The following is a 24,249-nucleotide window of genomic DNA, read 5'->3' as shown; positions in this document are numbered from 1 at the left end:
GGCCGACCGGATTTTCCGGTCGGCCCCCTTTCGCGTCGGTTGTTGCCGGTCCCCGTGTCAGCAGGATGAGGGCTGTTCAGCGGGGTGCGGGCGCGAACACGCCGTCGAGTCGGTGCTCGATCAGCTCCACGGCCTGCTCAGGACTGTGCTGACCGAGCAGGACGCTGGTCTGCAGGCCGATGGCGCCCGCCACCAGGAACGCGCTCTCGGCCTCGGTGTCGATCCCTGCCGGCACCTCGCCGGACTGCCGGCCCCGGTCGAGCAGGCCGGACACGAGGTCCTCCAGGGCGCGTGGCGCGTCGCGGGCCGCGGCGGCCAGGGCGGGATCGACGACGAAGGGGATGAAGTAGGCGGCGTACACCAGGTGCCGGGTGCGGCGCTCCTCGTCCAGCGGGAGCAGCTCCCACAGCACCCCGCGTACGAGCGCGCGCATGCCGGGAGCCTCGCCCAGCTCTGCCAGGCGTTGCCCGGCCCGCTGCTCGGCGTCGGCGTTGAGGATCTCCAGCGCTCCCAGCAGCAGACGGTCGCGGGTGCCGAAGTAGTACTGCAGCAGCTGGGCGGAGACCTCGGCCTCGGCGGCGACCTGGCGCAGGGTGACGTGTTCGAGTCCGCCCCGGGTGGCCAGGCGCCACACCGCCTGGGCGATCTGGCGACGGCGCAGGTCGTGGTCCACCTGTCGGGGCATGGCGGTTCTCGGCCTCGTCCTGGCCGGTTGGGGCTCGGGAAGGGCCAGACGGTCCGGGCACGTCAGGTGAGCGGTGGCCAGGGCGTCGGAGCAGGTCTGGATACGTGCCGGGAGGAGGACGAGGAAGGGCTGGAGGAGCTGCGAGAACTCGGCAGGGGATACCGTCTCGGTCCGCGCTGTGCGGCCTTGAACTACTCGAACACGCTGGGCGGCGTGGGCCAGGCGAGAGTTTCGCCCAGACGGCCGCTGCGGACCCGGTCGGGGCGTGCCTCTCCGAGAACGGGGCCGTGGTCATCGGATTGCATCACTGACTCGGCGCGGCTGCACGGCTCCGGCCCCGGGGGCGGGCGCACGGTGGTGATCGCCTTCGCTTCCCCCGGGCCTTACTGTCTGTGGAGTGTCAGCCGCACCAGGAAAAAACCTTTCATCACACCAGCCCCGTGGTGTCGAATAAGCGACACATTAATCGACAGGTATGGCTATGGTCGTTACATGGACAGGTATCGTCTTCCGGCATCCTATGGTTTCATCGGAGAAATTCTCCTTCGGCAACATATGCAAGCGATGCAAGCGCAAGCCGAGCGGCAGGACGAGATAGAACGCTTTTTGTCGTTCTGGGGATGGAAGATCCGCCGAGCTCTTGTGTATCTTGTCGGCGGTTCGGCCGCTCTGCTGTACTTCAACGGCGGGTTCGCGTGGACAACGGCCATGACTGTAGGTGTGTGTGCCACGGTGGTGGTCAGCCTGCTGTGGATTCTCTGGGCAGGTCGGATTCCTCGTGAGTACCAGCTGGGTCAGATCCTCCTCGTATGGTCGATCGCCAGCGGGTTCCATCTCGCCGTACTCATCTGGGGCTGGGTGGCCTATGGAGCCGCCACGGCCATACCGTGGCTTTTCATCGAGTTCGGCATTGTGGGGCTCGTCAGCGGTCTCGTGCAGGTCCGTAAGAACGATCTGTTCTGGTATTGAACGTCGATGTCTGCGGGACCGGTGCTCATTCCGGTCCGTTCGGCAGGCGTACCGGGTCCTCCGTTGCCGAGGCAGCGCCGTTGAATTTCTCGCCGGTGCGGAGAGGAAACGGACGCGAGTACTCGGTGCCACCAGGTGTAGCGTTCACCGTCCAGGGAGTCATGCGGTTCTCTCTGTTTCCTGTCCCCGAAGCAGCGGCGTAGCCCACCCGGTCCACTCCTCGAGGGGTGCGGTCCCACACCCGGTCGGCGTGTGCGCCGGAAGGTGAGGACACAGGCTCCCTCGCCGGTATGGCGCCGCCTTCGTCAGCGGGAACAGAATATGTCCGGTATACGGGCGGGGGGTTCGGTTCTGCTCCAGATGCAACGGTCTTCCCCGGTCGTCCGCCGAGCGGTACTTTGCACGCATGAGCGAACAGGAGAAGCCCTCCGTCGTGGAGAACACGATTGGGGAGGTCGGCCCCGGGGCCGATATCACCCAGCTCGGCCACATCGGCGCCCCCGCGCAGGGCGGGACTGTTCGCAACACCATCGGCAGGGTTTCCGGGAACGCGAAGGTGGTCCAGGCGGGGGACATCGTGGGCGACCTCCACCTGTGATCCGCCCCGGCTCGATCGAGGAGACCGGCAACGACCTCGCCCGTCGAACCCGTGTGTGACGCTCCATGACGTGCACGGGCGAGCCGGAGCCGCTGGCACGGCTCGGCCGAAGAGTTCGGTGATGACGTGAGGGGTGAGTCGTTCGGAACGCCCTTCTCACAGGGAAACCCGCGCTCAGCGGTGTCGGGCGGGGGAGAGGCCGGTGCGGGTGGCGCAGAAGGTGAGGACGTCGGTCCGGAGCCCGAGCCGGCGGTCCGGGGATCGCGGTCCGTGGCCTGCACCGCTCCAGCAGCGCAGCACGGGACCCCCCTGACCCCCGACACGGGAGAGCCCTTCCGACGCGGTCGTCGGAAGGGCCCGTCCGTCTTCGGTCACCGACCGGGTCAGTGTGCTCCGCTGATCGTGCTTGAGGAACCCGCCCCGTGCTTGCCCGCGTGCGTACAGGACTTCGAGTACCAGGACTTGCCGTCCTTCGCCTTGGACTGCACTTCGCAGTGGTGGGCGCCCTTGGGTCCGGCCGAGCTGGACTCCGACCCGTAGTAGGCGTCGGCCATCGACACCGCAGGGGCTCCGAAGGCCAGAGCGGGAGCGATGGCGGCGATGAGTGCGAAGCGGCGCAGGGTCTTCTTCGGCATGCTAGCTGTTTCCTCTCACGGAAGGTCCGGCTCGGCGCCGGACCCGCTCAGGCCCTTCCCCCGCGGCCACGTCGACGTGGCGGGGTCCCGGACCTCGTCCACGTCCCACCCTGCGGTCCGGGCGCACCAACAAAGAACCCCAGCTGTTCCCGTATACGCCCAAGCCGCTCGTGGAGCACCCGGTCGGGTGGGGCCGAGGCCGCTCCTTGTCTTCGTCCGGTCGGCTGTGGCGGCGAGGTGCGGAGAGCGTCGTTTCGCCGCTGAGCGGTCGGACCGGTCGAGCGGAGACGCCGGGTGACCCGGGATCGTTTTCCGTGGGCCGGGGCCGGGCGGAGGTGTTCGCCGCCCGGTGTCGAGCCGGGTACACCACGCGGGGGTAGGTACGGCGTCCAGATGGGCAAGGGCGAGCCAAGACATAGTCATAACTACTTTATGTTAACATTTGAATACTCAGGGTTGCCACTTGGTTGGTGTGGATATTTATTGCGTGGGGCCGGACATCGACTCCGAGCCCCGCACATGGTTCCTGTGACATGTCACCCCACTGGTGGCCTGCCAGGCCATACCGAGAGGAAACACCCTTGGACCGCAAGACCGTGACCCGCCTTGCCTTCGCCGCCGTCGTCGCGCCCGCTCTCGCCTTCGGCGCTCCGACCGCGGCCATGGCCGACTCCTTCTTCGCGACCGGCCACACCGAGGCCGGTCACCACGGCGCCTCGCAGAGCGCCGTCATCGCCTTCGCCACGGACGGCCACCACCAGAACGGCGAGGGCGGCCACGAAGGCGGCAAGAGCGGCAGCTTCTACATCGAGAAGCACAGCGAGGCCGGCCCCAAGGGCGCCTCCGAGGGCGGCACCGTCAGCGCCGCCGGCTAGGACGCTCCAGGGAGCCCGCGGTGACACATCCGCGGGCTCATGAGGACCGCAGCCCACAGCCCGAATACGGGTGAGCCCTGGCGCGGTGGTGGTTCCCCCCACCGGGCCAGGGCCTTTCCACCTCTGAACACGATAGGCAGGATCGATGGTTCTCTCATACCGTGCCCTGGCCGTGACGGTCCTGGCACTCGGCCTCACCCTGGGGGCGCCTGCGGTGGCCTCGGCCGACGCCCGCTTCCAGAGCCTGGACCATTTTTCCGGGCCGGAGGGGGCCGGTATCACGATGATCCGAAGCGTGGCCAGCGACGACGGAACGGTCGTCTACGAGATGGTGACCTACTTCGCGGGTCCGCACGGCGCCGGGATGAGCCGCACCTTCAGCTCCGCGAGCTGACGTCGAGGCAAGGTCCCCCGCGGCCACGACGTGGCCGCGGGGGACCGGGCACGCGGGAACAGGGCTTGCCCCCGCCCCGGCCACGAACGCGGGAAGGCTGCGGCACCTCTCTCTGCGCGAGGCCGTCCTGCCCGCCGGGTCCGGCCCCTGACAGCCCGGAGCCGGCGCCGACTCTTCCGGACACGGAGCGGGCTCACCCCTGGTCGTCCGGGTGCGAGCCCCCGCCGCCCCCCAAGGGCAGGGGCCGGTCACCAGGTGAGGGACGTGGTCCACGACTCCCCGTCGGCGGCCACGTAGCAGAAGGCCTCCTGGATCCCGTAGTCCCACGATTCCTCGTTCGGGGCGATGTAGCCGACGAAGTACGTGTCCGGCATGCGCGCGGGGTCCAGGGCGCTCTCGCTCATGGGGCTACAGGTGGCGTCGATGTCGGCGGTGAAGGCCGCCTCCCCGGGCCAGTCGCTTCCTGAGGGCGAGTAGGAGCCGATCACCTGGGCGTTGTGCGGCTCGTCGCAGGAGGTGAGCTCGACCTCGTAGAACTCGGCGGTCGCCGGGTCGATGAAGCAGTCGCCGGTCTCCAGCGTGCACACCGTGGCGTATCCGGGCGAGGGCTCGCACAGGTCGACGGGGGAGGGGCCCTCGCCCTCGCCGGAGGCGGAGGGGAGCGTGCCCGGGATGGACAGGTCCGTGTCCTCCGAGGCGTAGGAACCGGAGTCCGCCTGCGCGACGATGACGGCCGCGGCCGTCCACCCGAGGCCCCACATGCCTGCTGCCAGGAGTCCGACCAGGGAGAAGACGACGCTGATCGCCTTGGCGGCCGCGAACCCGCTTCCGGCGGCCGGGACGAAGGGGGCCGACGCCTCGGCGACCGGAGGTGCGAACGGCGGACTCGCCGCAGCGGGCGTGGGCGCCGGCGGCGGGTACACGCCCGCGTGGAATTCCGCCTGGCCTGCGGGCCAGTCCGGTGTGATCGGCGCGGCCGGGTCCGCCCCGGGGGGAGCGGCCGAGCCCGCGGGGTCGGCCTGGCTCACCGGCCGGTCCGGTGTGAACGGTGCGGCGGGGTCCGTGCCCGAGGACGCCTCGGTTCCGGAAGGCCACGCCTCGCCCACGCGCCCGTCGGGTGCGCCGGCCGCCGGGTCGGCGGGTCCGGGCGGCCAGGCGGGCTCGGCCGGAGGGGGAGTGCTGTTCGCCGCGGCTCCGGCGTCCTTGCCGGTCGGGCCCGCGGGTCCGGTCATCGCTTCCCCGGGCCCCGCCGCGGACGGACCTCCGGCGGCGGACGCGCCGCCGCCTGCCTGGTCGGCGCCCGGGAGCTGGGCCTGGGACGGCGACCGGAGCACCCGGGTGAGGGCCAGGAGCCCGAAGACGATGGCAAAGGGGATGGGCAGGACGAGGAAGCCCAGCAGGCCCAAGACGAGCGCCGCGATGGAGAAGCCGCTGATCTTCCGCTCGTGGACGGTGTTGTGCACCGTGTGGTGGACGTTGTGGTGCGTGTTGCTGGTGTTGTCGCCCATGTGGATCGGGCCCTGATGGTCGCCGCCCACGCTCACGTTGTGGTGGCCCGTCACCGTGAAGGAGGACACCCGTATGTTCATCATGGCGGCCACCTCCCTGGTCAGGCCCGGGTCCTCCTGCAGGGCCTGCCTGATCCCGCCGTGGAGCTCCCCTGCGGCGCCGGGGTCCTCCGGCGCTCCGGCGAGCCTTCTGACCGCGTCCTCGACCTGGGGTGCGGCCCTCCCGCGCCTGAGCACGGCGGCCAGCACCCGCTGGCCGAGTCGCACGGTGCCGCTCGCCGCCGCGTCCTCGGTCTGTGTCAGCACCGCCTGCCCGTAGGCGCTGATCGCGCCTTTCACATAGGGAAACACCTGGGAGGCGAGTGTTTCGGGATCCATCGAAGGCGCTCCTCTTCGGTTCCGGCGGCAGGCGTCGAGATGACGCGAGGGGGACCGGCCGGTGGGGGCCACCACTATAACGACGCGGTGCGCGCGCACAAGGAGGAATGCGACAACGGTTTACCGGGTTCGTGGAGAACGGTCTTTCCGCAGCCCTTGGAACGGGAAAGGAAACGGTCTGAACTCGTAGAACGCCCTCGGGGTCGGTGGTTGCGCGTCCGTGTCCGGAAGCGGACACGGTTTTTCGGCTCCGCCCGGGAGCCTGTCGTTCTGCCGGTCTCCTCGCGAACCTGACGAAGGTCCTGAACAGGAAAAACCTTGGGGTGACGAAAGGTGATTGTTTATTTATGGGACTGGAGAGGTGAAGTTCATGCGCTTTCTGGTTTTGGACAAAAGGTCGGGTTCAGGGTGATTTGTGGTGAATGCAGAAGCTGCTGCGGTCCATGGCGGGGAGACGCCCGAGCAGCCCGGGCCCGGCCTCTGGGGCCGAGGCGGACCGCCACCGTGCGGGCGGTTCCCGCGTGCGCGGGAACCGCCCCTCACGCGGTCCGGGAACGGACTCAGTCGCCGGCCAGGGGGTCGTAGGCCTCGCCGGTCACCGGGTTGGTGGCCAGGCCCGTCGCGGGGTCGTAGTCCACGTCCATGCCCAGCTCGGGATCGTGGTACAGCCCGGTGTCCGGGTTGCGCGGCAGACCCACCTCGGGGTCGACCTCCCAGCCGGTGACGGGGTCCACGGTCGGCGAGGGAGCCTCGGAGGGCTGGGCCGAGGGCTCCGCCGTCGGCGCGGCGGAGGGCGCGGGCTCCTCCTCCTGCCGCTGCTCCTCCGGGTCCTCCTGCTCCACCGCCACGACGTCGCTCCTGGCCGCCTGCGATTCCGCGCCGCCCTCGGGGTCGAGCACGCCCCAGCTCACCAGGGCCAGGATGAGGATGCCCAGGCCCACGCGGTAGTAGACGAACGGCATGAAGCTGTGCGTGGAGATGAAGCGCATCAGCCAGGCGATCACCACGAACCCGACCACGCCGGCGACGAGGGTCCCCACGATCGTGGCCCCCCACCCCGCGTACTCGTTCCCGCCGATGTCGGTCAGCTTGTACAGGCCGGAGCCGAACACGGCGGGCAGCGCGAGCAGGAAGGAGTACTCGGCCGCGTCCTTGCGGGTGAACCCGAGCAGCATCCCGCCGGTGACGGTGCCGCCCGACCGGGACACGCCCGGGATGAGGGAGAGGGCCTGGAAGAGGCCGAAGACCAGGCCGCGCGAGGCGGTGAGGTCCTCGATCCCCCGGTGCTTGCGCGTGTACCGGTCGACGATGCCGAGGATCACGCCGAAGACGATGAGGGTCAGCGCGATCAGGCGCAGGTCGCGGAAGACGCTGTCGATCTGCTCCTCCAGGAGCAGGCCCAGGACCACGATCGGCAGGGAGCCGAGGATGACGTACCAGCCCAGGCGCGCGTGGATGTCGCCGCGCAGCTCGCGGTCGAACAGCGACCTGGTCCAGGTGGAGAGGATGGCCCAGATCCGCTGCCGGAAGTAGATCAGGACCGCCGCTTCGGTGCCGAGCTGGCTGACGGCGGTGAAGGCGGCCCCGGGGTCGGGCCAGCCGAAGAACGCGGACATCACGCGCAGGTGTCCGCTGGAGGAGACGGGCAGGAACTCGGTCAGCCCCTGGACCAGGCCGAGGACGATGGCTTCGAAGAGGGACACGGCGGGAACTGCTCCAGGATGCTTCGGGCGCCCCTGGGGAGGGCGGGGTGGCGGGTGAGCGGCGGGGGATGCTCCGGGAGATCGGCCGAGGGCGGCGGGGCCCACGGCGTCCGGCCCCGGTCTGATCTGCGCCGCGTTCGACTGGGTGGGCACGGCGGCCCGCTCCCGGGAGGTCCGAGCGTACGCGGAGCCGCCACCGGGGTTCCCGGCGGGTCGGCCGCGACGCAGGGGAGGTGGTGCGGGGTGAGGCGACGACCGTCCGACGAGAGGCGTCCGAAGCGTCACTCAACGTCACACACTAGCGCCGTGGGGTAGCGTTTCGCGACTCGGGGTGGGACCGACGGCGCGGGGGCCGAACACGGCAGGGTCCTTGTCCGGAAGCGGCCAGGGTTTCCCTCCGTGCGGGTCGCCGCCGTGAAATGCCTGTTCCGCGGGTGCGTGTCTGCCCGGCCCGCACTCCGCGCGGGCCGGGCAGGGCGTGGCCCCCTGCCGCCGGCGCCGGGGCCCGCCCCGCCCCGGTCCTGCCGGACCCGGTTCCCGTTGCCGCAGGCGGGGGGCGGGTTCTGGGGTACCCGGGCGGAATGAACAGTGGCTTCTCGCCCCTACGGACCCCGTGCGGGTTTCCGGGGGACGACCCTTAGCGTGAGTTCCACGGACGGACAGCACCAGGGGAGAGAGCCATGGACGTCGTCATCATCGGAGCCGGAGTCGGCGGGCTGGCGGCGGCCGTCGGCCTCAGGCGCAGGGGACACGACGTACGGGTCTTCGAGCGGGGCGAGGTACTGCGCACCGGCGGAGCGGCCCTGACGCTGTGGTCCAACGGCACGGCGGCCCTGGGCGGGCTGGGCATCGACCCGACCGTGCTGGGACGTCCCACCGAGGTCATCATCGGATCCACGCACACCGGCGCCGAGCTGTACCGGATCGACCTGCGGTCCGTCTCCGAGCGCCTCGGGTGGCCCAATCTGTGCCTCCCGCGCCGCGAGCTGCTGGACCGGCTGGCGTCGCAACTCCCGGACGGCGTCGTCCGCTTCGGTCCGGCATGCACCGATGTGCGCCAGGACGCCGACGGCGTGACGGCGCTGTTCGAGGACGGCACCACCGCCCGAGCCGACGCCGTGATCGGCGCGGACGGCGTCCACTCGGCGGTCCGGGCCTGCCTGCGCCCCGGCGACGTGCCCCGCCCGCGCGGCTACGCCAGCTGGCAGGGCCTGACCCCGCTGCCGGTGCCGCTGGCAGGGAGCACCACCTCGCGCTGGCTGACCGGTCCCGGGGGGACGTGCGGAATCATCCCCACGGGCGGCGGGATGGTGCAGTGGTGGTTCGACCTCCCCTGGGCGCCCGGGGACCCCGAGCCCGTCTCGCCCGCGGAGGTGCTGCGGGAGCGCTTCGGGCAATGGACCGATCCGGACGTCCGCGCGGTGCTGGCCCACGCGAAGGACGAGGACGTCACCAGCTTCCCCCACGTGCAGACCCCGGTCCCGAAGACCTGGGGCAGCGGACGGATCACCCTCCTGGGCGACGCCGTGCACGCCTTTCCCCCCTCGACCGCGCAGGGGGCGAACCAGGCGCTGGAGGACGCCCTGGTGCTGAGCGCCGCGCTGGACGGCGTCCGGGCGGCCGACGCGGCCCCGGCCCTGCGCCGGTACGAGCGGGTGCGCGGCCCGCGGGCCGCTCGCGCCTCCTGGGTCTCCGGTCACCAGCCGACCCAGCGCATGAGGGGGACGAGGCCGGTACCGCTCTCCCCGGCCGCGATGGGCGGACTGCTGGAGGGGTATCTGAAGCTGGTCAGCAACGCCCTGCGGAACGCTCCGCGAGGACCGCGGGCCCGGGTCTGATCGCAGGCCGGGCGGCGGGGAGGAAAGGCGGGAACGGGACCGGGTGCCGGAGGGCGGTTCCGCCGTCTCCACCGCCGCCGGAGAAAAAGAACGGATGGCGCAAACGCCTCCGATTTTCCCCACTGGTGTTCCGGGATCCGTTGCGACCTGCGATGACAACGGATCCGACGCTTGCGGCGAAACGCCCGGGAAGACGGCGCTTGGGCCACGATTGGCGCGGAAGCGTTCAAGAGCGGGTCGCGGTGGATAACCTCTCACCATGAGTGTGCGGCGGATTATGGGTATCGAGACCGAGTACGGGATCTCCGTGCCAGGCAACCCCGGGGCCAACGCGATGGTCACCTCCACCCAGGTGGTCAACGCCTACCTGGCCGCCTCGGCGGCCCGGGCGCGACGTGCCCGCTGGGACTTCGAGGAGGAGAACCCGCTGCGCGACGCGCGCGGCTTCGACCTCGCGCGTGAGGTCGCCGACCCCACGCAGCTCACGGACGAGGACCTGGGGCTGGCCAACGTCATCCTCACCAACGGCGCCCGCCTGTACGTGGACCACGCCCACCCCGAGTACTCCGCGCCGGAGGTCACCAACCCGCTCGACGCGGTGCTGTGGGACAAGGCCGGGGAGCGCGTGATGGCGGACGCGTCAGCGCGGGCCGGGACCACCCCGGGCATCGACCCCATCCAGCTGTACAAGAACAACACCGACAACAAGGGCGCCTCCTACGGCTGCCACGAGAACTACCTGATGAACCGGTCGACGCCGTTCGGCGACATCGTCCGGCACCTCATCCCGTTCTTCGTCTCCCGGCAGGTGGTGTGCGGCGCGGGCAAGGTCGGCATCGGCTCGGACGGCCGGAGCAGCGGGTTCCAGCTCTCCCAGCGCGCCGACTTCTTCGAGGTCGAGGTGGGTCTGGAGACGACCCTCAAGCGCCCCATCATCAACACCCGGGACGAGCCGCACGCCGACCCCGACCGGTACCGGCGGCTGCACGTCATCATCGGCGACGCCAACATGAGCGAGATCTCCACCTACCTCAAGCTGGGGACGACCGCGCTGGTGCTGTCGATGATCGAGGACGGCTTCCTGAGCGTGGACCTGTCGCTGGAGACCCCGGTGGCGGACCTGAGGGCGGTCTCGCACGATCCGGGGCTCACCCACAGGGTGAAGCTGCGCGACGGGCGCAGGATGACCGCGCTGGAGCTGCAGGGCGAGTACCTGGACCAGGCGCGCAAGTACGTGGAGGACCGCTTCGGCACCGACGTCGACCCGGACACCGCCGACGTCCTGGACCGGTGGGAGTCGGTGCTGAGCAGGCTGGGCTCCGACCCGATGAGCCTGGCCGCGGAGCTGGACTGGGTCGCCAAGCTGAAGGTGCTGGAGGGGTACCGGTCGCGGGACAACCTGGAGTGGTCGCACCCGCGCCTGCAGCTGGTTGACCTCCAGTACTCGGACGTCCGCCCGGAGAAGGGCATCTACAACCGGCTGGTGGCCCGCGGCCGTATGCAGCGCCTGGTGGAGGAGGCAGAGGTGAACCGCGCGGTCACCGAGCCGCCGGAGGACACCCGGGCCTACTTCCGGGGCCGCTGCCTGGCCAAGTACGCGGACGAGGTCGCCGCGGCCTCCTGGGACTCGGTGATCTTCGACCTGCCCGGCTACGACTCCCTCCAGCGGGTTCCCACCCTGGAGCCCCGCCGGGGAACCAAGGAGCACGTGGGCGCGCTGCTCGACGCGTCGGACACCGCAGCGGACCTGGTCGCGGTGCTCACCCGCAGGAAGTGAGTCGCTGAGACGACGCCTGGGGAGGGACCGCGAGGTTCCGCCCCAGGTCGCTTCGGTTTCCCGGTTGATCACGGGGAGATAACGCCCTGGGTTTGCGCAGGTCGGTAACTGTGAACCCCGCGCACGCGGGGATGGACCGACGTTCCCCTGACGGCGCGAGATCACGGTCTTGTGAGCCCCGCGCACGCGGGGATGGACCGGGCGACCCGAGGGAGATGCTCGCCGGGGAGCAGTGAGCCCCGCGCACGCGGGGATGGACCGCGCCGGAACGCGGCGCGGCGCCGGTCCATCCCGTGAGCCCCGCGCACGCGGGGATGGACCGCGGGTCACTGCTCGGGCACTGCATGGCGAACGGTGAGCCCCGCGCACGCGGGGATGGACCGCGCTTACGGAGGGCCGTGAGCAAGGTGCGCAGTGAGCCCCGCGCACGCGGGGATGGACCGACACTCTGTTTTGAGGAGGACGTGCGAAGGCCGTGAGCCCCGCGCACGCGGGGATGGACCGGGAGTGCGGGGGCCCCGGAGCCGACCGATCGGTGAGCCCCGCGCACGCGGGGATGGACCGGGAGCGCCCCAGGACATTCCAGTCGAACCAGCGTGAGCCCCGCGCACGCGGGGATGGACCGGACCAGCCGCGGCTGACCCTGGCTCTGCTCGGTGAGCCCCGCGCACGCGGGGATGGACCGAGGTCGCCGAGATCTCCGGCGACGTCGATCAGGTGAGCCCCGCGCACGCGGGGATGGACCGCGGCCTGCATGTGCAGCCGGGCGTAGTCCGGGGTGAGCCCCGCGCACGCGGGGATGGACCGATCACCGTGCCCACCGCCCCCCCAGGGCGTGCAGTGAGCCCCGCGCACGCGGGGATGGACCGCGGTCGCCGAGGCGGTCCACATGGGCCCGTACCGTGAGCCCCGCGCACGCGGGGATGGACCGATCACCGTGCCCACCGCCCCCCAGGGCGTGCAGTGAGCCCCGCGCACGCGGGGATGGACCGCCTACACAGGACCGCTTCGACTGGCTGATGACGTGAGCCCCGCGCACGCGGGGGCGGGACCGCACTGAGACGGCCCGGGGCAGCGGCGGAAGTGTGAGCCCGTGCACACCGGAGTTCCGTGCGGATCGGCCCTCCCGCAGGGCCTGAGGACGGTTTTCGCAGGCCGGGCGCCGACCGCCATGTCCTGAAAGCCTGTGGCGGGATCCCCGCTTCCGAGACCGCTCCGAGTCGTGTGGCAGTCCCATGTTTGCCCGCGGCGGATCGGGTAGAGAGGGGTGTAACGCATCTGCGCGCCCCGAGGACCAGGGGGTACGGCCTCTACGGTCGTGCGGTCCCGGGATGACACAGCACGGATGCGGGGCCGGGCGCTCATGGGGGTGCGCGCGCGGCCCGCGCCGGACCGCCGGTATCGGGGGATGCCGCAGGGTCCGGCGAGACGCGGAGGCCCCCGCGCGACCTAGCGTCGCGCGGGGGCACTTCCCTTTTCCGGGGCGGACGGGCGCCCGAGGGCTGTTCCGCCGCCGACCCCTCGCCGGAAGGGGTCACTCCGCCGGCGGCTGCCCGGGTTCGCTCGCGGGCTCGCCTCCCCGGGCTGCGGCCTCGCGTACGGCCTCGGCGATGGCGTGGAAGTCCTTCTTGAGGATCGCGCCGTGGTTGCTGGGAACCTTCGCGCTGACCCGGATGTGGGGGTTGCGCGCGGTCACCCCGTCGAGACTGGTGCGGATCTGTTCCTGCTCGTCACCCTTGCTGCCGAAGGACGTCCCCGAGGCGACCACGTACCGTGTCGGGACGGCGATGGCGTCCAGCACCGGGCCCAGTTCGCGTTCCCGGGAGATCCGGCCGATCTCGATGTTGCTGTCCGCCATCTGCTCGGCGTTCATCCGCGGGGTCAGGCCCGTCGGGCGCATCAGCGCCGTGAAGGGGCTCAACCGCTTGAACAGCTTCCGGATCCGCTGCTCCGTGGCCTCGTCGATCCAGTCGTAGGGGAAGGCGCCGTCGACCAGGACCGCGCCCAGGGCCCGGTCCGGGTTGCGGCTGGCCCAGTGCGCTCCGACGAACGCGCCGTAGGACCAGCCCACGACCAGGGCCCGCTCCACGCCCCTGGCCGCCAGGACGGCGTCGACGTCGCGGACGGCGATCTCGAAGGAGTAGTCCGCCGACGTCCGCGACTTTCTGCCGCGGGCCCGTTCGTCGTAGGTGATGTGCCGCCATCCGGGGCCCAGGTCGGCGATGACCCGGCGCCAGTAGCCCTGGGTGGCGAACTGTCCGTTGAGGTAGACGACGGGGGTGCCGGGGCCGCCGGTGTCGGTGACGGCCAGCGCCGTGTCGTCGACCGGCACCATGCCGGTCCATGCCGCGCGGGTCGGGGAAGTGCTGTTCTTCGTCATGTCTCGCCTTGTCGTGAGGGGTGTTCTGCAGGAGTGCTCAGGGCGCCGTGTCGGGCCCGGTCGTGCTTTCTCAGAGGCTGTTGGCGGTGATGTCGCCGAGCGAGGTGGTGGCGCGGATGTCGAGTTCGGTGGTGCCGTCGTTCTTGAGGGCGTTGCTGATGCGGCCCCGGTCGGCGCCGGCGTCCAGGGAGGCCGAGACGCCGATGGCGGCGGTGACCGAGATGTCGCCGGACTGGGTGCGCAGCACGACCGTGCCGCGTACGGCCTCGGCGATGCGGATGTCGCCCCGGGTGGTGCTGATCTCGGCGGGGCCGTTGAGTCGGCCGACCTCGACGTCGCCGTCGACGGCGGTGAGGCGGACGCTCGCGGCCTCGTCGATCTTGGTCAGCCGGTAGGAGCCCTCGAAGGCGACGTCACCGAGGCGTCCGACACCGCGCAGCTCGGCGGCGGCGGACGTGGCCTCGACGGCCGAGCCGGCGGGCAGCCGGACGGTGACGTCCAGGGATCCGGTGGAGCCGAAGAGCCGGTCGGGGGCCGGGGCGGTGACCCGCAGGACGCCGTCGGTGTAGACGACGGTGGTCTGCTCGGCGGCCCTGGCGTCGCGGTTCTTGGAGGGGTCGGCGGGCCGGACCTCGACGGTGGTGTCGGCACGGTCCGCGGCGATGAACTGGATGCGGCCGGCGGGGACGTCCAGGACGGCGGAGATCGGGGTGGGGGTGGTGAACTTCTGCATCGTGCGCTCCCGTGCTCGTTTGTTTCTGATACGGGAAACGCTACGTTGTCTTTCCTTTTTCAGCAACATGATTGTTGCACAAAACTGCCATCAGTGCAGGTGAATGCAGCCAAAGTGTTGCAGTGGGGGGTGAGATAATGCAACGATGAGGATGTCATTCATTGCAATGGTTGAAGAATGAACGCTATGGGGGCCGACCGGGGCCGCCGCTCCCGCTCAGCTGTGCCAGATGCCGTCGAAGCAGGGCATGGGGTCCAGGCTCAGCGCGGTCCACAGCTCCAACCGGGTGCGGGGGTCGTCCAGGGAGCGGCCCATGACCCGCTCGGCGATGCGCAGCCGCGAACGCAGCGTGTTGCGGTGGATCCCGAGGTCCCGTGCGGTCGCCTCCACCTGGGCGCTGTTGTCCAGGTAGTGCAGCAGCGTGTGCGCCAGCTCCGTCGCGTTGCGCGCGTCGTGGTCGCGCAGCTGCCCCAGGACCGCCTGGTCGAAGACGCGTGCTCCGGTCGCCGGGACCGAGGACCGGAGCAGGGCCCACGCGTCGGCCTCGTCCACGTGCCGGTAGCCGTCGGCGGCGGCGTTGCGGGCCCGGTCCACGGCGGAGGGCAGGTCGTCCGGACGGCGCGCGCCGCACGCACCCGCGGCGGAGGGGCCGTCCGCCTCCGAGGCCAGGGCCGTGAACAGGCGCTCCCCGGTGTGCGGCCGACCGCTCGCCGGCAGCACCGCCAGCAGCACGTCGTCCAGGGCGGCGAGTCCCACCCGGTGGGCCACGTCGGTGTCGCCCAGCACGTCGACCAGCGCGTCCGCCGCGCGGTCCATCAGAGCGGCCGGGTCGGAGGTTCGCAGGCACACCACCTCCCACGGGGGGACGGGCAGGGTCAGCTGGACCTGGGGGCGTCCGGTCGCGACGGCGCGGAGCACGGGCGCGCGCTCGCGGTGCAGCGCCCGCCGGGCGTCGCGTGAGTGCAGGAGGTCCACCGCCAGCAGCGACGCCGCGTGGTTGGCGAGCATCCGCACGTGGGGGGTGACCGGGAACGGGCAGTGCAGCGCCAACCAGCCCAGCGTCCGCCCGGCCGGACCCAGCGTCTGGAGCAGGATCGTCGCGTCCCCGTCCGCCAGCAGCGTCATCCCGCGCGGGCGCCCCGCCAGCGCCGAGCGCACCGTCGCGTGCCAGGGGGGCTCGGTGCCCGGCACCGACACACTGGTCATCCCGTTCCGGTCCAGCAGGAGGGACGCGCCGGCCGTCGACGAGGACAGCTCTCCCATCACCCCGGCGGGCCCCGACCGCAGGGCGGCGCGCGCCATCGCGTCCTGTGCGGTCAGCAGCCGGTGCTGTTCCCGTGTCCGCTCGGCCGCGTAGTGGTCGGCGACCGTCTCCACCACCGCGATGAACGGGGTCTTGCCCTCCACCCGCAGGACCGGGAGGCCCAGGGAGTCGCCCTCCTCCAGCACCTCGGGCGGGATCTCGCGCAGCCAGACGTCGATCGCGAAGGCCAGTCCCGCGCACCCGGCCCCGTGCAGGCGGCGGACGTACTCCCGGCGCGAGCGCTCGTCGGAGCCCAGCCCCAGCCCGACCGTCAGCACCAGCTCGCCGCCGCGGAGCCACCGCACCGGGTCGTGCAGCTCGGTCACGTGCGCCCAGCGGATGGACCGGCCCAGGCCGGTGTGCCCGGCCGCGGCCCGCACCTCCAGGGCGGGGTTCGCGGTGATATCGCCGACCGTGATCGTCACGGGATCCCACCTCCGGAGGGGGTTGTGTGCACCTTGCACATTTGTAACAGCGCGTGGAGTGCGGACCGTCCCGACCCGGGCGGCCTCGGGGTGTCTACGGTCACAACAACATCCGAACCGGCTGTGGCCAGCGGCGACACCCCTCCCAGGGGTGCGGCCGGGACTCACCGAACGCGCAACGGAGTACACATGTCAGACCGGACCGCCCCCACGTCCTCGCACCCGGCGCGTGCGGCGATAGCGGCCTTCGTGGGCACCACCATCGAGTGGTTCGACTTCTACGTCTACGCCACGGCCGCCAGCCTGGTGTTCGGCACCCTGTTCTTCCCGCCCGGCACCGACCCCATGATCGGGCTGATGGCGTCCTTCGCCACCTTCTCCGTGGGCTTCTTCGCGCGCCCGCTCGGCGGGATCGTCTTCGGCCACTTCGGTGACCGGCTCGGCCGCAAGTCGGCGCTGGTCATCACGCTGCTGATGATGGGCGTGGCCACGTTCTGCGTGGGCCTCCTGCCCACCTACGAGCAGGCCGGCTTCATCGCCCCGCTGCTCCTGGTGCTGCTGCGCTTCGTGCAGGGCATCGCCGTGGGCGGGGAGTGGGGCGGCGCCGTCCTGATGGCGGTCGAGCACGCCCCCGAGAACCGCAAGACGTTCTACGGCGCCTTCGCTCAGCTGGGCAACCCCGCCGGCGCCCTGCTCGCCACCGGTTCGTTCGGGCTCATCGCCGCCTGGGACGCCGACCTGCTGTACACCTGGGGCTGGCGCCTGCCCTTCCTCGCCTCGGTCCTGCTGGTCCTGGTGGGCCTGCTGATCCGGTTGAAGGTCGAGGAGTCCCCGGTCTTCGAGGCCGTCCAGGAGAACGACGGCCGACCGGCGGAGCTGCCCCTGCGCGAGGCCGTGCGCACCTCGTGGCGCCCCCTGCTGCTGGGCATCGGCGTCCTGCCCGTGGCCGTCGGCGGCTACTACATCGTCACCACGTTCCTCCAGGCCTACGGCGTCGAGGTCGGCGTCAGCGAACAGGTCATCCTCAACGGCCTGAGCCTGGCCGCGTTCGTCGAGCTGGTCGCCACCCTCGGGGTGTCCTGGCTGGGCGACCGCTTCGGCACCGTCCGGGTCGTCACCATCGGCCTGGTGGGGGTCATCGTCCTGGCCCTGCCCCAGTTCCTGGTCATGGAGACCGGCAGCACCCTCCTGATCTTCGTGATGCTGTGCGTCATGCGCCTGGCCATGGCCGCCGTCTACGGCCCCATCGCCCGCGTCCTCGCCCAGATGTTCCCGCCCCGGGCCCGCTACACCAGCATCTCCATCGCCTACCAGGTCGCGGGCGCCGTCTTCGGCGGCCTGTCCCCGATCGTGTGCACGGCCCTGTTCGCCGTGACCGGCAGCATCCTGCCCGTCGCCGGCCTGCTCATGGCCATGGGCGTGGTGAGCATCGCCTGCCTGGTCAAGGCCCCCCGCCACCAGGACGACGACCTGGTCACCGCCGCCTGACGCGGCCGTCCGCACACCCGCCGCCGCACCGCGGCGGCACCGTCGCACACCCACCGCCGCCGGGCCATTCCGTCCGGCGGCACCCCACCCAGGGAGGAACCGCACCCGTGTCCGGTCTGCTCATCCACAACGCCAAAGTCCTGACCATGGACGACACCAACCCGCGGGCCGAGGCCGTCGCCGTGCTCGACGGACGGGTCCGCCTCGCCGGGAGCGTCGAGGCCGCCAGGGCCGCCGCAGGCCCCGGCGCGACCGAGGTGGACGCGGGCGGGCGGACCGTCCTGCCCGGGTTCATCGACCCGCACAACCACCTGCTGTCCACCGCCGAGTCGCTGGCCGCCGTCGACGCCGGCTACCCGCGCGTGGGCAGCGCGGCCGACCTGGTCGCGGTCATCGGGGCCGAGGCCGAGCGGACCCCGCCGGGGCAGTGGATCCGCGCCTTCCACATGGACGACGCCAAGTTCCCCGGGGGCCGCCCCACCCGCCGCGACCTGGACGGCGCCACCAGCGAGCACCCGGTCATCGTCTACCACGTCTCGGGCCACCAGGCGGTGGTGAACTCCGCCGCCCTGGCCTGGAGCGGTATCGGCGAGGACGTCCCCGACCCGTCGGGCGGCTCCTTCGTGCGCGACGAGGGCGGGCGCCTGACCGGGATGGTCCTGGACTCGGCCATGGAGCTGCTGCTGCCCCTGGCGGTCGACATCGGCTGCCACGGCCCCAACTTCCACACCGACCTCCCGGCCGATCAGCTGCTGGGCTGGCTCTCCGCCGCCGCCGTCCCCTACCTGTCGGCCGGTGTCACCACCGTGTGCGACCCGCAGGTGTCGGCGCGCGAGCTGCGCGTCTACCGGGCCGCCCGCGCCGCCGGGACCCTGCCGCTGCGCACGTTCGGCATGCCGCTCTCCCACCAGCTGGACTCGCTCACCCACGCGGGGCTGGCGAGCCCCTTCGGCGACGACTGGCTGCGCCTGACCGGCATGAAGTTCTACTCCGACGGGACCCTCCTGGGCGGTACAGCCAAGTTCAGCGTCCCCTACGGCGAGCGGGGCGAGTTCGCGGGCAGCCTCTACCACCACCCCGACCAGCTCGTCGACCTGGTGACGCGGGCGGCGGCAGAGGGCTGGCAGGTGGCCGTCCACACCCAGGGCGACGCGGCGATGGAGAACACCCTGGCCGCCATCGCCTCGGCCGCGCGCGTGTCCGGCCCGGACCCGCGCCCGCGGGTGGAGCACTGCGGCTACCCGACCCCGGAGCAGGCCAAGCGCTTCACCGACTACGGGGTCATCCCGGTCAACCAGCCCAACTTCCTGTACGACAGCGGCGGCGACTTCGTCCGCCGCCTCGGCGAGCGGGCGCACCGGCTCCAGCCGATGCGCGAGGAGATCGACCTGGGTCTGCGCCCTGTGCTGTCCAGCGACTCGTTCGTGTCCAGCCTGCGTCCGATGGACACCGTCGCCAACGCGGTGTGCCGTACCACCCGGGAGGGCGACCCGATCGGTGTCGAGCAGGCCGTCACCCTGCACGAGGCGCTGCGCGCCCACACCCTGGACGCCGCCCACGCCCTCGGTGTGGAGGACCGGCTGGGGGCCCTGCGCCCCGGATACCTGGCCGACCTGGTGGTTCTGGACCGCGACGTCGAGTCGCTGCCGGAGCAGCGTCTGCGCGAGGTCGACGCCTGGTTGACGGTGCTGGACGGGCGCGTCGCCCACCGCGCCTCCTGAGGGGCCCTGCCCGGTCCCGCCGCGCGCGGGGCCGGGCGGAGCGCCGGGGCGGCGCCGGTCGCCCGGCGCCGCCCCGCGGACATGGGCGTCCCCGCCCGCTGACGCGGGCGGGGACGGTCAGGGGTGGTGAGGAGGGTCAGCTGGTGCGGATGCTGACGCCCCAGGAGTTCACCATCGGCAGGACCTCCTGGTAGAAGGTGGTGCCGCCGACGGAGCAGTTGCCGGAGCCACCGGAGGTGACGCCCTGGGCCTGCGAGCCGGAGATGAACGAGCCGCCGGAGTCGCCGGGCTCGGCGCACACGTTGGTGCGGGTGAGCGAGTAGACGGTGCCCTGCGGGTAGCTCACCGTCTGGTTGCGGGCCTGGATGGTGCCGCAGTGCCAGCCGGTGGTGGAGCCGGAGCGGCAGATGGCGGAGCCGACGGCGGCCTGGCTGGTGCCGGTGACGCTCTGGTAGCCGCCGGTGTTGTAGCGGGAGACCAGGTTGGTCAGGGTGAAGTTGGAGGTGCCCCGCACGAACGCGGCGTCGTTGCCGGGGAAGACCGAGTTCTGGAAGGTGCCGCGGCCGTTGCCGATGGTCACCGCGGTGCCGACGGTGCCGCAGTGGCCGGCGGTGACGAAGCCGGGCTGTCCGGCGCTGTTGGTGGCGGCGAAGCCGACCGAGCAGCGTCCGCCCATGGTGTAGGCGAGGCCGCCGATGATGTCGGCGTAGGTCTCGGGGGTCTCGCTGGTCTCCTGGACCTGGACGGCGGAGGCATTCACGCCCGCCTCGGCGAGCAGGGCGTCGATGTCGGCGCCGGAGCCCTCCAGGACCTCGACCACGACGGTGTCGCTCGTGACGTCCGGGTACCAGCCGACGATGCCCTCGGGGACGTCGGCCGCGTTGAGGTCGTCCACGACCTCGGCCAGGCCCTCGGTCCCGTAGGAGACGACGCTCGCCTCGGCGCCGGTCGCCTCGACGGCCTCGACCGCCGCGGCGTCGGTCACCAGGACGGTGAGGGTGTGGGTGTCGATGTCGAAGGTGGAACCGCCGTAGGCGGAGCCGGCTGCCTCGGTGGCCTCTGCGTCGATCTCCAGGGCGGCCTCCTGGGCCTCCAGGAGGGACTCGGCCTCGGACTGGGTGAGGTCGAGGTCGCGCTCGAGGGCCTCGAACATGCTGGCGGCGTTGTCGTCGGCGACGGGGCCCTGGGGGAGGGGGGCGGTCGCCGCGAGGGCGCCCGGCGCCAGGGACAGGGCCAGGCCGAAGGCCAGGGCTCCCGTGCCGATGGCGGAGATGACGGGGGAGGGTCGCATGGGTGTCTACTCTCCAAGGGGGATCAAGGGGGATTCGGAGTGTCCGCGCCGGTCGGGACGGAAACCCCATTTCCGGAGGCCGGGGTTGTTCCGACGTCCGGAATTCACCGAGACATCCGGTAAACGATCCCCAACATAAATGGACACTTTGGTGAGGGAAAGACCCGCTCTGTGTTGATCTATTCAGACGTACAAAGGATCGTCCGATGACCCTCTGTTCCGTCATGGCTACGCGTAGCCGCCCGGTGTGCGACCTTGCGGTTTCCGCAGTCGGACGCTCACGGAACGAAGCGGTGGTCCGTGCGCAAGGTGTGCTCCGTGGCCGGATGCGGACACCGGTACCCGGTACCGTTCGTGACAGCCTGGCTACCTGGATGTAACACCAGAGGTCACAGAGGTGCCAAAGGGGCTGTGCGGACGGTTCGCGACGCGGCCCCGGGCGCGGGCGTCTGGCCGGATGCGGACGCGTGGGCGGCCGTCCTTGCGGGACGCCGGCCGCCCACGGGCCCGAGGCGGTGGCAGGCCTCAGGAGGTGACCAGCTCCAGGCCCCACATGGCGAGGAGCGGGTTGACGTCCTGGAAGTAGGTGGTGCCGCCCGAGACGCAGCTGCCGGAGCCGCCGGAGGTCACGCCCTGGGCCTGCGAGCCCGCGACGAAGGGGGCGCCGGAGCCCCCGGGGCCCGAGCACACGTCGGTCCGGGTCAGGCCGTGGACCGTGCCCTGGGGGTAGCTCACCGTGTGGTTGCGGCCCAGGATCCTGCCGCAGCGCCACCCGCTGTAGGGGTTGGACGTGCACACGGTCGATCCGATCGGCGCGGGCTGTGAACCGGTGACCTCGGCGAACCCCCCGGCCTGGTCGTCGACCAGGTTGGTGAGGGTCCACCCGGGCCCCACGCGGACGAACGCGCCGTCGGAGCCGGGGAACTGCGAGTGCTGGAAGGTCCCCGCGGCCCCGGCGGGGATGCTCTCCACCGGGGCGCCCGCGGTGCCGCAGTGGCCCGCGGTCAGGAAGCCGGGCTCCCCCGCGGCGGTGGCGGCGAAGCCGATGGTGCACACGCCTCCGCCGGTCCGGAACAGGCGGCCGCCGACGACCTCGGCGTAGGGGACCGCCTGCTCCGCGCCCTCCCGCACCCGCACGGCGGCGGGGTCCACACCGGCGTCCTCGACGAGGGCGGCGGCCTCGGACGAGGCCCCGTCCACGGTCTCGACGACCACGGCGCCCTCGGACGGGTCCGGATACCAGCCGACGACCCCCGGGCGGGGCCCGGCCGCGTCGAGGCCGGCCACGACGCCGTCCAGCTCGTCGGCGGAGCGCGGGACCACCTCGACCCGCGCTCCGGTCCCTCGCACCTCCTCGGCGACGGAGGGGGTGTCGACCAGGACGGTCAGCCGGAGCGTGCCGCTGTCGAAGAAGGAGCCCGCGTACGCGGGACCGGCGGCCTCGGCGGCCTCCGCGTCCGCACGGGCGGCCTCCTCCTGGGCTCTGAGCAGGTCCCGGGCGGCCGACGGGCTCAGGCCGAACTGCGCCGCGACGGCGTCGGCCGGACCGGCGGAAGGCCCGGGGCGGGCGGGCGCGGTGGAGTCCGGGGCGGCGGGGAGGGCGGCCCACGAGGGCGCCGGCGCGGATCCGAGGGCGAGGACGGTGGTCAGGGCGAGCGCGAGGAGGGCGCCGGCGGCTCGCGGCACGGGGGAGGAGGATGGGGAGGTGTGCATGGTCGTCCGTTCTCCTGGGGGAGGGGTGTCTCCAGGAGAACCCGAAAGCCCGCACGGCGCCAGACGTCCTCTGCGCCTGTGGACGACGGAGACGGCAGGCGTCCCCGCCCGCGGGTGCGGACGGGGACGCGCTGCGGTGGGCCGGACGGCCCGTTCGGCGGCCGGGGTCAGCCGGTCACCAGGCTGAGCCCCCACGAGCTCAGCAGCGGTTCGACCTCCTGGTAGTAGGTCGTACCGCCGGAGGTGCAGTCGCCGGAGCCGCCGGAGGTGACGCCCTGGGCCTGCGAGCCGGAGATGAACGAGCCGCCGGAGTCGCCGGGCTCGGCGCACACGTCGGTCCGGGTCAGGTCCTCGACCGTGCCCTCCGGGTAGCTCACCGTCTGGCCGCGGGCCTCGATGGTGCCGCAGTGCCAGCCGGTGGTGGAGCCGGAGCGGCACACGGCCGACCCGATCGGCGCCTGGGTGGAGCCGGAGACGGTCGAGGAGCTGCCCTCGACCCGGTTCGTCCCGGTCCAGTTGGACGTGGCAGCGACGTAGGCGCCGTCGCTGCCGGGGAAGACGGACTCCTCGAACACACCGGAGCCGGTGCCGTCGGAGCTCTCGGCGGTGGTGCCGGCGGTGCCGCAGTGGCCCGCCGTCACGAAGCCGCCCTGCACGGCGAAGCCGATGGAGCAGCGGCCGCCGCCCATGTAGTAGGCCTCGCCGCCGACGATCTCGGCCAGCAGTCTGGGCGCCTCGACCGTCTCCTGCACCTCGAAGGCGGAGGCGTCCACCCCGGAGGCCTCGATGAGGCCGTCGGCGTTCGCGCCCTCGGTGACCTGGATGACGACGGTGTCGCGCTCCACGTCCGGGTACCAGCCGACGACGCCCTCGGGCGCGCCGACCGCGTCGAGTTCGTCCACGACCTGTGCCAGGCCCTCGGTGCCGTACGAGACCACGGTGGCCTCGGCGCCGGCGGCCTCGACCGCGTCGACGGCCGCGGCGTCGGTCACCAGGACGGTGAGCTCCTGTGTCTCGGGGTCGAACAGGGAGCCGCCGTAGGCGTCTCCCGCGGCCTCGGTGGCCTCGGTGTCGGTCTCGAAGGCGGATTCCTGGGCCTCGAGAAGTGCTTCGGCCCCGAGCGGGGTGAGGCCGAGGTCCCTCTCGAGGGCTTCCAGCATCGTCGCGGACCCGCCGCTGGCGGCGGGCTCGGCGGGGACGACCGCCGCGGTCGCGCCCGGCGTCACGGAGAACGCCAGGCCGAACGCGAGTGCGCCGGTGCCGATCGCGGAGATAACGGGGGAGGGTCGCATAGATCCCTACTCTCCTTGGGGAATTCTGACGGGGGTTCGGGGCCCGACGCCCGCCGGCGAGGGCGTCGGACCCCGGACCGGAGCCCGTGATGAGACGAAAACTCCGGCCGGTTCGCCGTATGTCCTGCAGTCAAGACACTCGGTCAACGTTCATCCACGTTAAGTGCACATCTTGGGCAACGAAAGGACCGAGAACCTGGTATTTCATTCAGGTGGCGAAAGGATCATGTGATGATCCGATGCTTTTGTTCCAATCACGCATCGTGACGACATGCCTGACCTTGTAGTTTCCTACTGTGATCATTTTCGGATCACACATGAGCTCTCGGCGCAAGGGGTGTTGTGTGGCCGGATGCGGCCACTGGAACCGGGTGCCATCCGTGATGGTTCGGCCACGCATATGTAACTGCAAAGGTCAGAGCGGTAACTCATGGGTAACTTTGTTTGCCTGGCGGACAAGCGTGCGTTTTCCGAACAGCTTTGCGATGTATCTCGTCCTGCCCGGAGGCGCGGGCCCGGGGACCGAACGCCCCGGGAACCGCT

General features: G+C 71.6%; 18 protein-coding genes and 1 CRISPR repeat array. Of the genes, 8 read left to right on the top strand and 10 right to left on the bottom strand.

Going from position 1 to position 24,249, the window contains the following annotated elements; translation table 11 throughout:
* Positions 1-76: 76 nt before the first annotated feature.
* Positions 77-685 carry a TetR/AcrR family transcriptional regulator gene (locus tag ACQPYD_RS21735; RefSeq protein ID WP_433697435.1) on the bottom strand — a complete coding sequence of 203 codons (609 nt, stop codon included), beginning with the start codon at positions 683-685 and terminating at the stop codon, positions 77-79.
* 492 nt (positions 686-1,177) lie between these two features.
* On the opposite strand from ACQPYD_RS21735, the gene ACQPYD_RS21730 reads away from it, so the two are divergent.
* The gene (locus ACQPYD_RS21730; RefSeq protein ID WP_433697434.1) at positions 1,178-1,654 is read left to right on the top strand and encodes a hypothetical protein; all 477 of its coding nucleotides are present in this window, start codon (positions 1,178-1,180) and stop codon (positions 1,652-1,654) included.
* 406 nt (positions 1,655-2,060) lie between these two features.
* Positions 2,061-2,252, top strand: a complete 192-nt coding sequence (locus tag ACQPYD_RS21725) for a hypothetical protein (protein ID WP_433697433.1) — start codon at positions 2,061-2,063, stop codon at positions 2,250-2,252.
* Between the two features lie 383 nt (positions 2,253-2,635).
* Here the strand turns inward: ACQPYD_RS21725 and ACQPYD_RS21720 are convergent, their stop codons facing one another.
* Positions 2,636-2,887: a hypothetical protein gene (locus ACQPYD_RS21720; protein WP_267945334.1), complete on the bottom strand. Its 252-nt coding sequence runs from the start codon at positions 2,885-2,887 to the stop codon at positions 2,636-2,638.
* 581 nt (positions 2,888-3,468) lie between these two features.
* Between ACQPYD_RS21720 and ACQPYD_RS21715 the strand changes: the two genes are divergently transcribed.
* Both ACQPYD_RS21715 and ACQPYD_RS21710 read left to right on the top strand, forming a co-directional pair.
* Positions 3,469-3,762: a hypothetical protein gene (locus ACQPYD_RS21715; RefSeq protein ID WP_433697432.1), complete on the top strand. Its 294-nt coding sequence runs from the start codon at positions 3,469-3,471 to the stop codon at positions 3,760-3,762.
* Positions 3,763-3,907: 145 nt separating this feature from the next.
* Entirely contained in the window at positions 3,908-4,156 is a 249-nt protein-coding gene (locus ACQPYD_RS21710) for a hypothetical protein (RefSeq protein WP_433697431.1), read from the top strand.
* Between the two features lie 248 nt (positions 4,157-4,404).
* Here the strand turns inward: ACQPYD_RS21710 and ACQPYD_RS21705 are convergent, their stop codons facing one another.
* Entirely contained in the window at positions 4,405-6,042 is a 1,638-nt protein-coding gene (locus tag ACQPYD_RS21705) for a DUF4190 domain-containing protein (protein WP_433697430.1), read from the bottom strand.
* A 560-nt stretch (positions 6,043-6,602) separates the two neighbouring features.
* Positions 6,603-7,745: an undecaprenyl-diphosphate phosphatase gene (locus tag ACQPYD_RS21700; RefSeq protein ID WP_433697429.1), complete on the bottom strand. Its 1,143-nt coding sequence runs from the start codon at positions 7,743-7,745 to the stop codon at positions 6,603-6,605.
* A gap of 680 nt (positions 7,746-8,425) precedes the next feature.
* On the opposite strand from ACQPYD_RS21700, the gene ACQPYD_RS21695 reads away from it, so the two are divergent.
* Both ACQPYD_RS21695 and dop read left to right on the top strand, forming a co-directional pair.
* Entirely contained in the window at positions 8,426-9,583 is a 1,158-nt protein-coding gene (locus tag ACQPYD_RS21695; RefSeq protein ID WP_433697428.1) for an FAD-dependent oxidoreductase, read from the top strand.
* 259 nt (positions 9,584-9,842) lie between these two features.
* Positions 9,843-11,360, top strand: a complete 1,518-nt coding sequence (dop, locus tag ACQPYD_RS21690; protein WP_433697427.1) for a depupylase/deamidase Dop — start codon at positions 9,843-9,845, stop codon at positions 11,358-11,360.
* A gap of 110 nt (positions 11,361-11,470) precedes the next feature.
* Positions 11,471-12,413: direct repeats of the CRISPR family, unit length 29 nt; unit sequence GTGAGCCCCGCGCACGCGGGGATGGACCG.
* Between the two features lie 481 nt (positions 12,414-12,894).
* On the opposite strand, the gene ACQPYD_RS21685 is transcribed toward dop, so the two are convergent.
* The 3 genes from ACQPYD_RS21685 to ACQPYD_RS21675 form a co-directional block, all read right to left on the bottom strand.
* On the bottom strand, positions 12,895-13,740 hold the full coding sequence (locus tag ACQPYD_RS21685) for an alpha/beta fold hydrolase (protein WP_433697426.1): 846 nt from the start codon (positions 13,738-13,740) through the stop codon (positions 12,895-12,897).
* 70 nt (positions 13,741-13,810) lie between these two features.
* Positions 13,811-14,473 (bottom strand): DUF4097 family beta strand repeat-containing protein, encoded by a 663-nt coding sequence (locus ACQPYD_RS21680; RefSeq protein WP_433697425.1) that lies wholly within the window; start codon positions 14,471-14,473, stop codon positions 13,811-13,813.
* 216 nt (positions 14,474-14,689) lie between these two features.
* Positions 14,690-16,201, bottom strand: coding sequence for a PucR family transcriptional regulator (locus ACQPYD_RS21675; RefSeq protein WP_433697424.1), 1,512 nt, complete (start codon positions 16,199-16,201; stop codon positions 14,690-14,692).
* Positions 16,202-16,390: 189 nt separating this feature from the next.
* Between ACQPYD_RS21675 and ACQPYD_RS21670 the strand changes: the two genes are divergently transcribed.
* Both ACQPYD_RS21670 and ACQPYD_RS21665 read left to right on the top strand, forming a co-directional pair.
* Positions 16,391-17,689, top strand: coding sequence for an MFS transporter (locus ACQPYD_RS21670; protein WP_433697423.1), 1,299 nt, complete (start codon positions 16,391-16,393; stop codon positions 17,687-17,689).
* Between the two features lie 107 nt (positions 17,690-17,796).
* Positions 17,797-19,410: an amidohydrolase gene (locus tag ACQPYD_RS21665; protein ID WP_433697422.1), complete on the top strand. Its 1,614-nt coding sequence runs from the start codon at positions 17,797-17,799 to the stop codon at positions 19,408-19,410.
* 136 nt (positions 19,411-19,546) lie between these two features.
* On the opposite strand, the gene ACQPYD_RS21660 is transcribed toward ACQPYD_RS21665, so the two are convergent.
* The 3 genes from ACQPYD_RS21660 to ACQPYD_RS21650 form a co-directional block, all read right to left on the bottom strand.
* Positions 19,547-20,701 (bottom strand): S1 family peptidase, encoded by a 1,155-nt coding sequence (locus ACQPYD_RS21660; protein ID WP_433697421.1) that lies wholly within the window; start codon positions 20,699-20,701, stop codon positions 19,547-19,549.
* A gap of 525 nt (positions 20,702-21,226) precedes the next feature.
* Positions 21,227-22,414, bottom strand: coding sequence for a S1 family peptidase (locus ACQPYD_RS21655; protein WP_433697420.1), 1,188 nt, complete (start codon positions 22,412-22,414; stop codon positions 21,227-21,229).
* 167 nt (positions 22,415-22,581) lie between these two features.
* Complete coding sequence (locus ACQPYD_RS21650; RefSeq protein WP_433697419.1) at positions 22,582-23,706, bottom strand: S1 family peptidase; 1,125 nt, start codon at positions 23,704-23,706, stop codon at positions 22,582-22,584.
* Positions 23,707-24,249: the final 543 nt, after the last annotated feature.

This window comes from Nocardiopsis sp. CA-288880 (assembly GCF_050955985.1).
GTDB classification, from domain to species: Bacteria; Actinomycetota; Actinomycetes; order Streptosporangiales; family Streptosporangiaceae; genus Nocardiopsis; species Nocardiopsis tropica.
Note: the sequence above shows the minus strand (reverse complement) of the source record. Positions and strands in the feature narration are given on the sequence as shown.

Bases quoted from the DNA above. Each gene is read 5' to 3' on its own strand.
- ACQPYD_RS21650 (WP_433697419.1), bottom strand. From the start codon at position 23,706: ATGCGACCCTCCCCCGTTATCTCCGCGATCGGCACCGGCGCACTCGCG.
- dop (WP_433697427.1), top strand. From the start codon at position 9,843: ATGAGTGTGCGGCGGATTATGGGTATCGAGACCGAGTACGGGATCTCC.
- ACQPYD_RS21735 (WP_433697435.1), bottom strand. From the start codon at position 685: ATGCCCCGACAGGTGGACCACGACCTGCGCCGTCGCCAGATCGCCCAG.
- ACQPYD_RS21680 (WP_433697425.1), bottom strand. From the start codon at position 14,473: ATGCAGAAGTTCACCACCCCCACCCCGATCTCCGCCGTCCTGGACGTC.
- ACQPYD_RS21685 (WP_433697426.1), bottom strand. From the start codon at position 13,740: ATGACGAAGAACAGCACTTCCCCGACCCGCGCGGCATGGACCGGCATG.
- ACQPYD_RS21695 (WP_433697428.1), top strand. From the start codon at position 8,426: ATGGACGTCGTCATCATCGGAGCCGGAGTCGGCGGGCTGGCGGCGGCC.
- ACQPYD_RS21660 (WP_433697421.1), bottom strand. From the start codon at position 20,701: ATGCGACCCTCCCCCGTCATCTCCGCCATCGGCACGGGAGCCCTGGCC.
- ACQPYD_RS21725 (WP_433697433.1), top strand. From the start codon at position 2,061: ATGAGCGAACAGGAGAAGCCCTCCGTCGTGGAGAACACGATTGGGGAG.
- ACQPYD_RS21710 (WP_433697431.1), top strand. From the start codon at position 3,908: ATGGTTCTCTCATACCGTGCCCTGGCCGTGACGGTCCTGGCACTCGGC.
- ACQPYD_RS21705 (WP_433697430.1), bottom strand. From the start codon at position 6,042: ATGGATCCCGAAACACTCGCCTCCCAGGTGTTTCCCTATGTGAAAGGC.
- ACQPYD_RS21670 (WP_433697423.1), top strand. From the start codon at position 16,391: ATGTCAGACCGGACCGCCCCCACGTCCTCGCACCCGGCGCGTGCGGCG.
- ACQPYD_RS21730 (WP_433697434.1), top strand. From the start codon at position 1,178: ATGGACAGGTATCGTCTTCCGGCATCCTATGGTTTCATCGGAGAAATT.
- ACQPYD_RS21720 (WP_267945334.1), bottom strand. From the start codon at position 2,887: ATGCCGAAGAAGACCCTGCGCCGCTTCGCACTCATCGCCGCCATCGCT.
- ACQPYD_RS21655 (WP_433697420.1), bottom strand. From the start codon at position 22,414: ATGCACACCTCCCCATCCTCCTCCCCCGTGCCGCGAGCCGCCGGCGCC.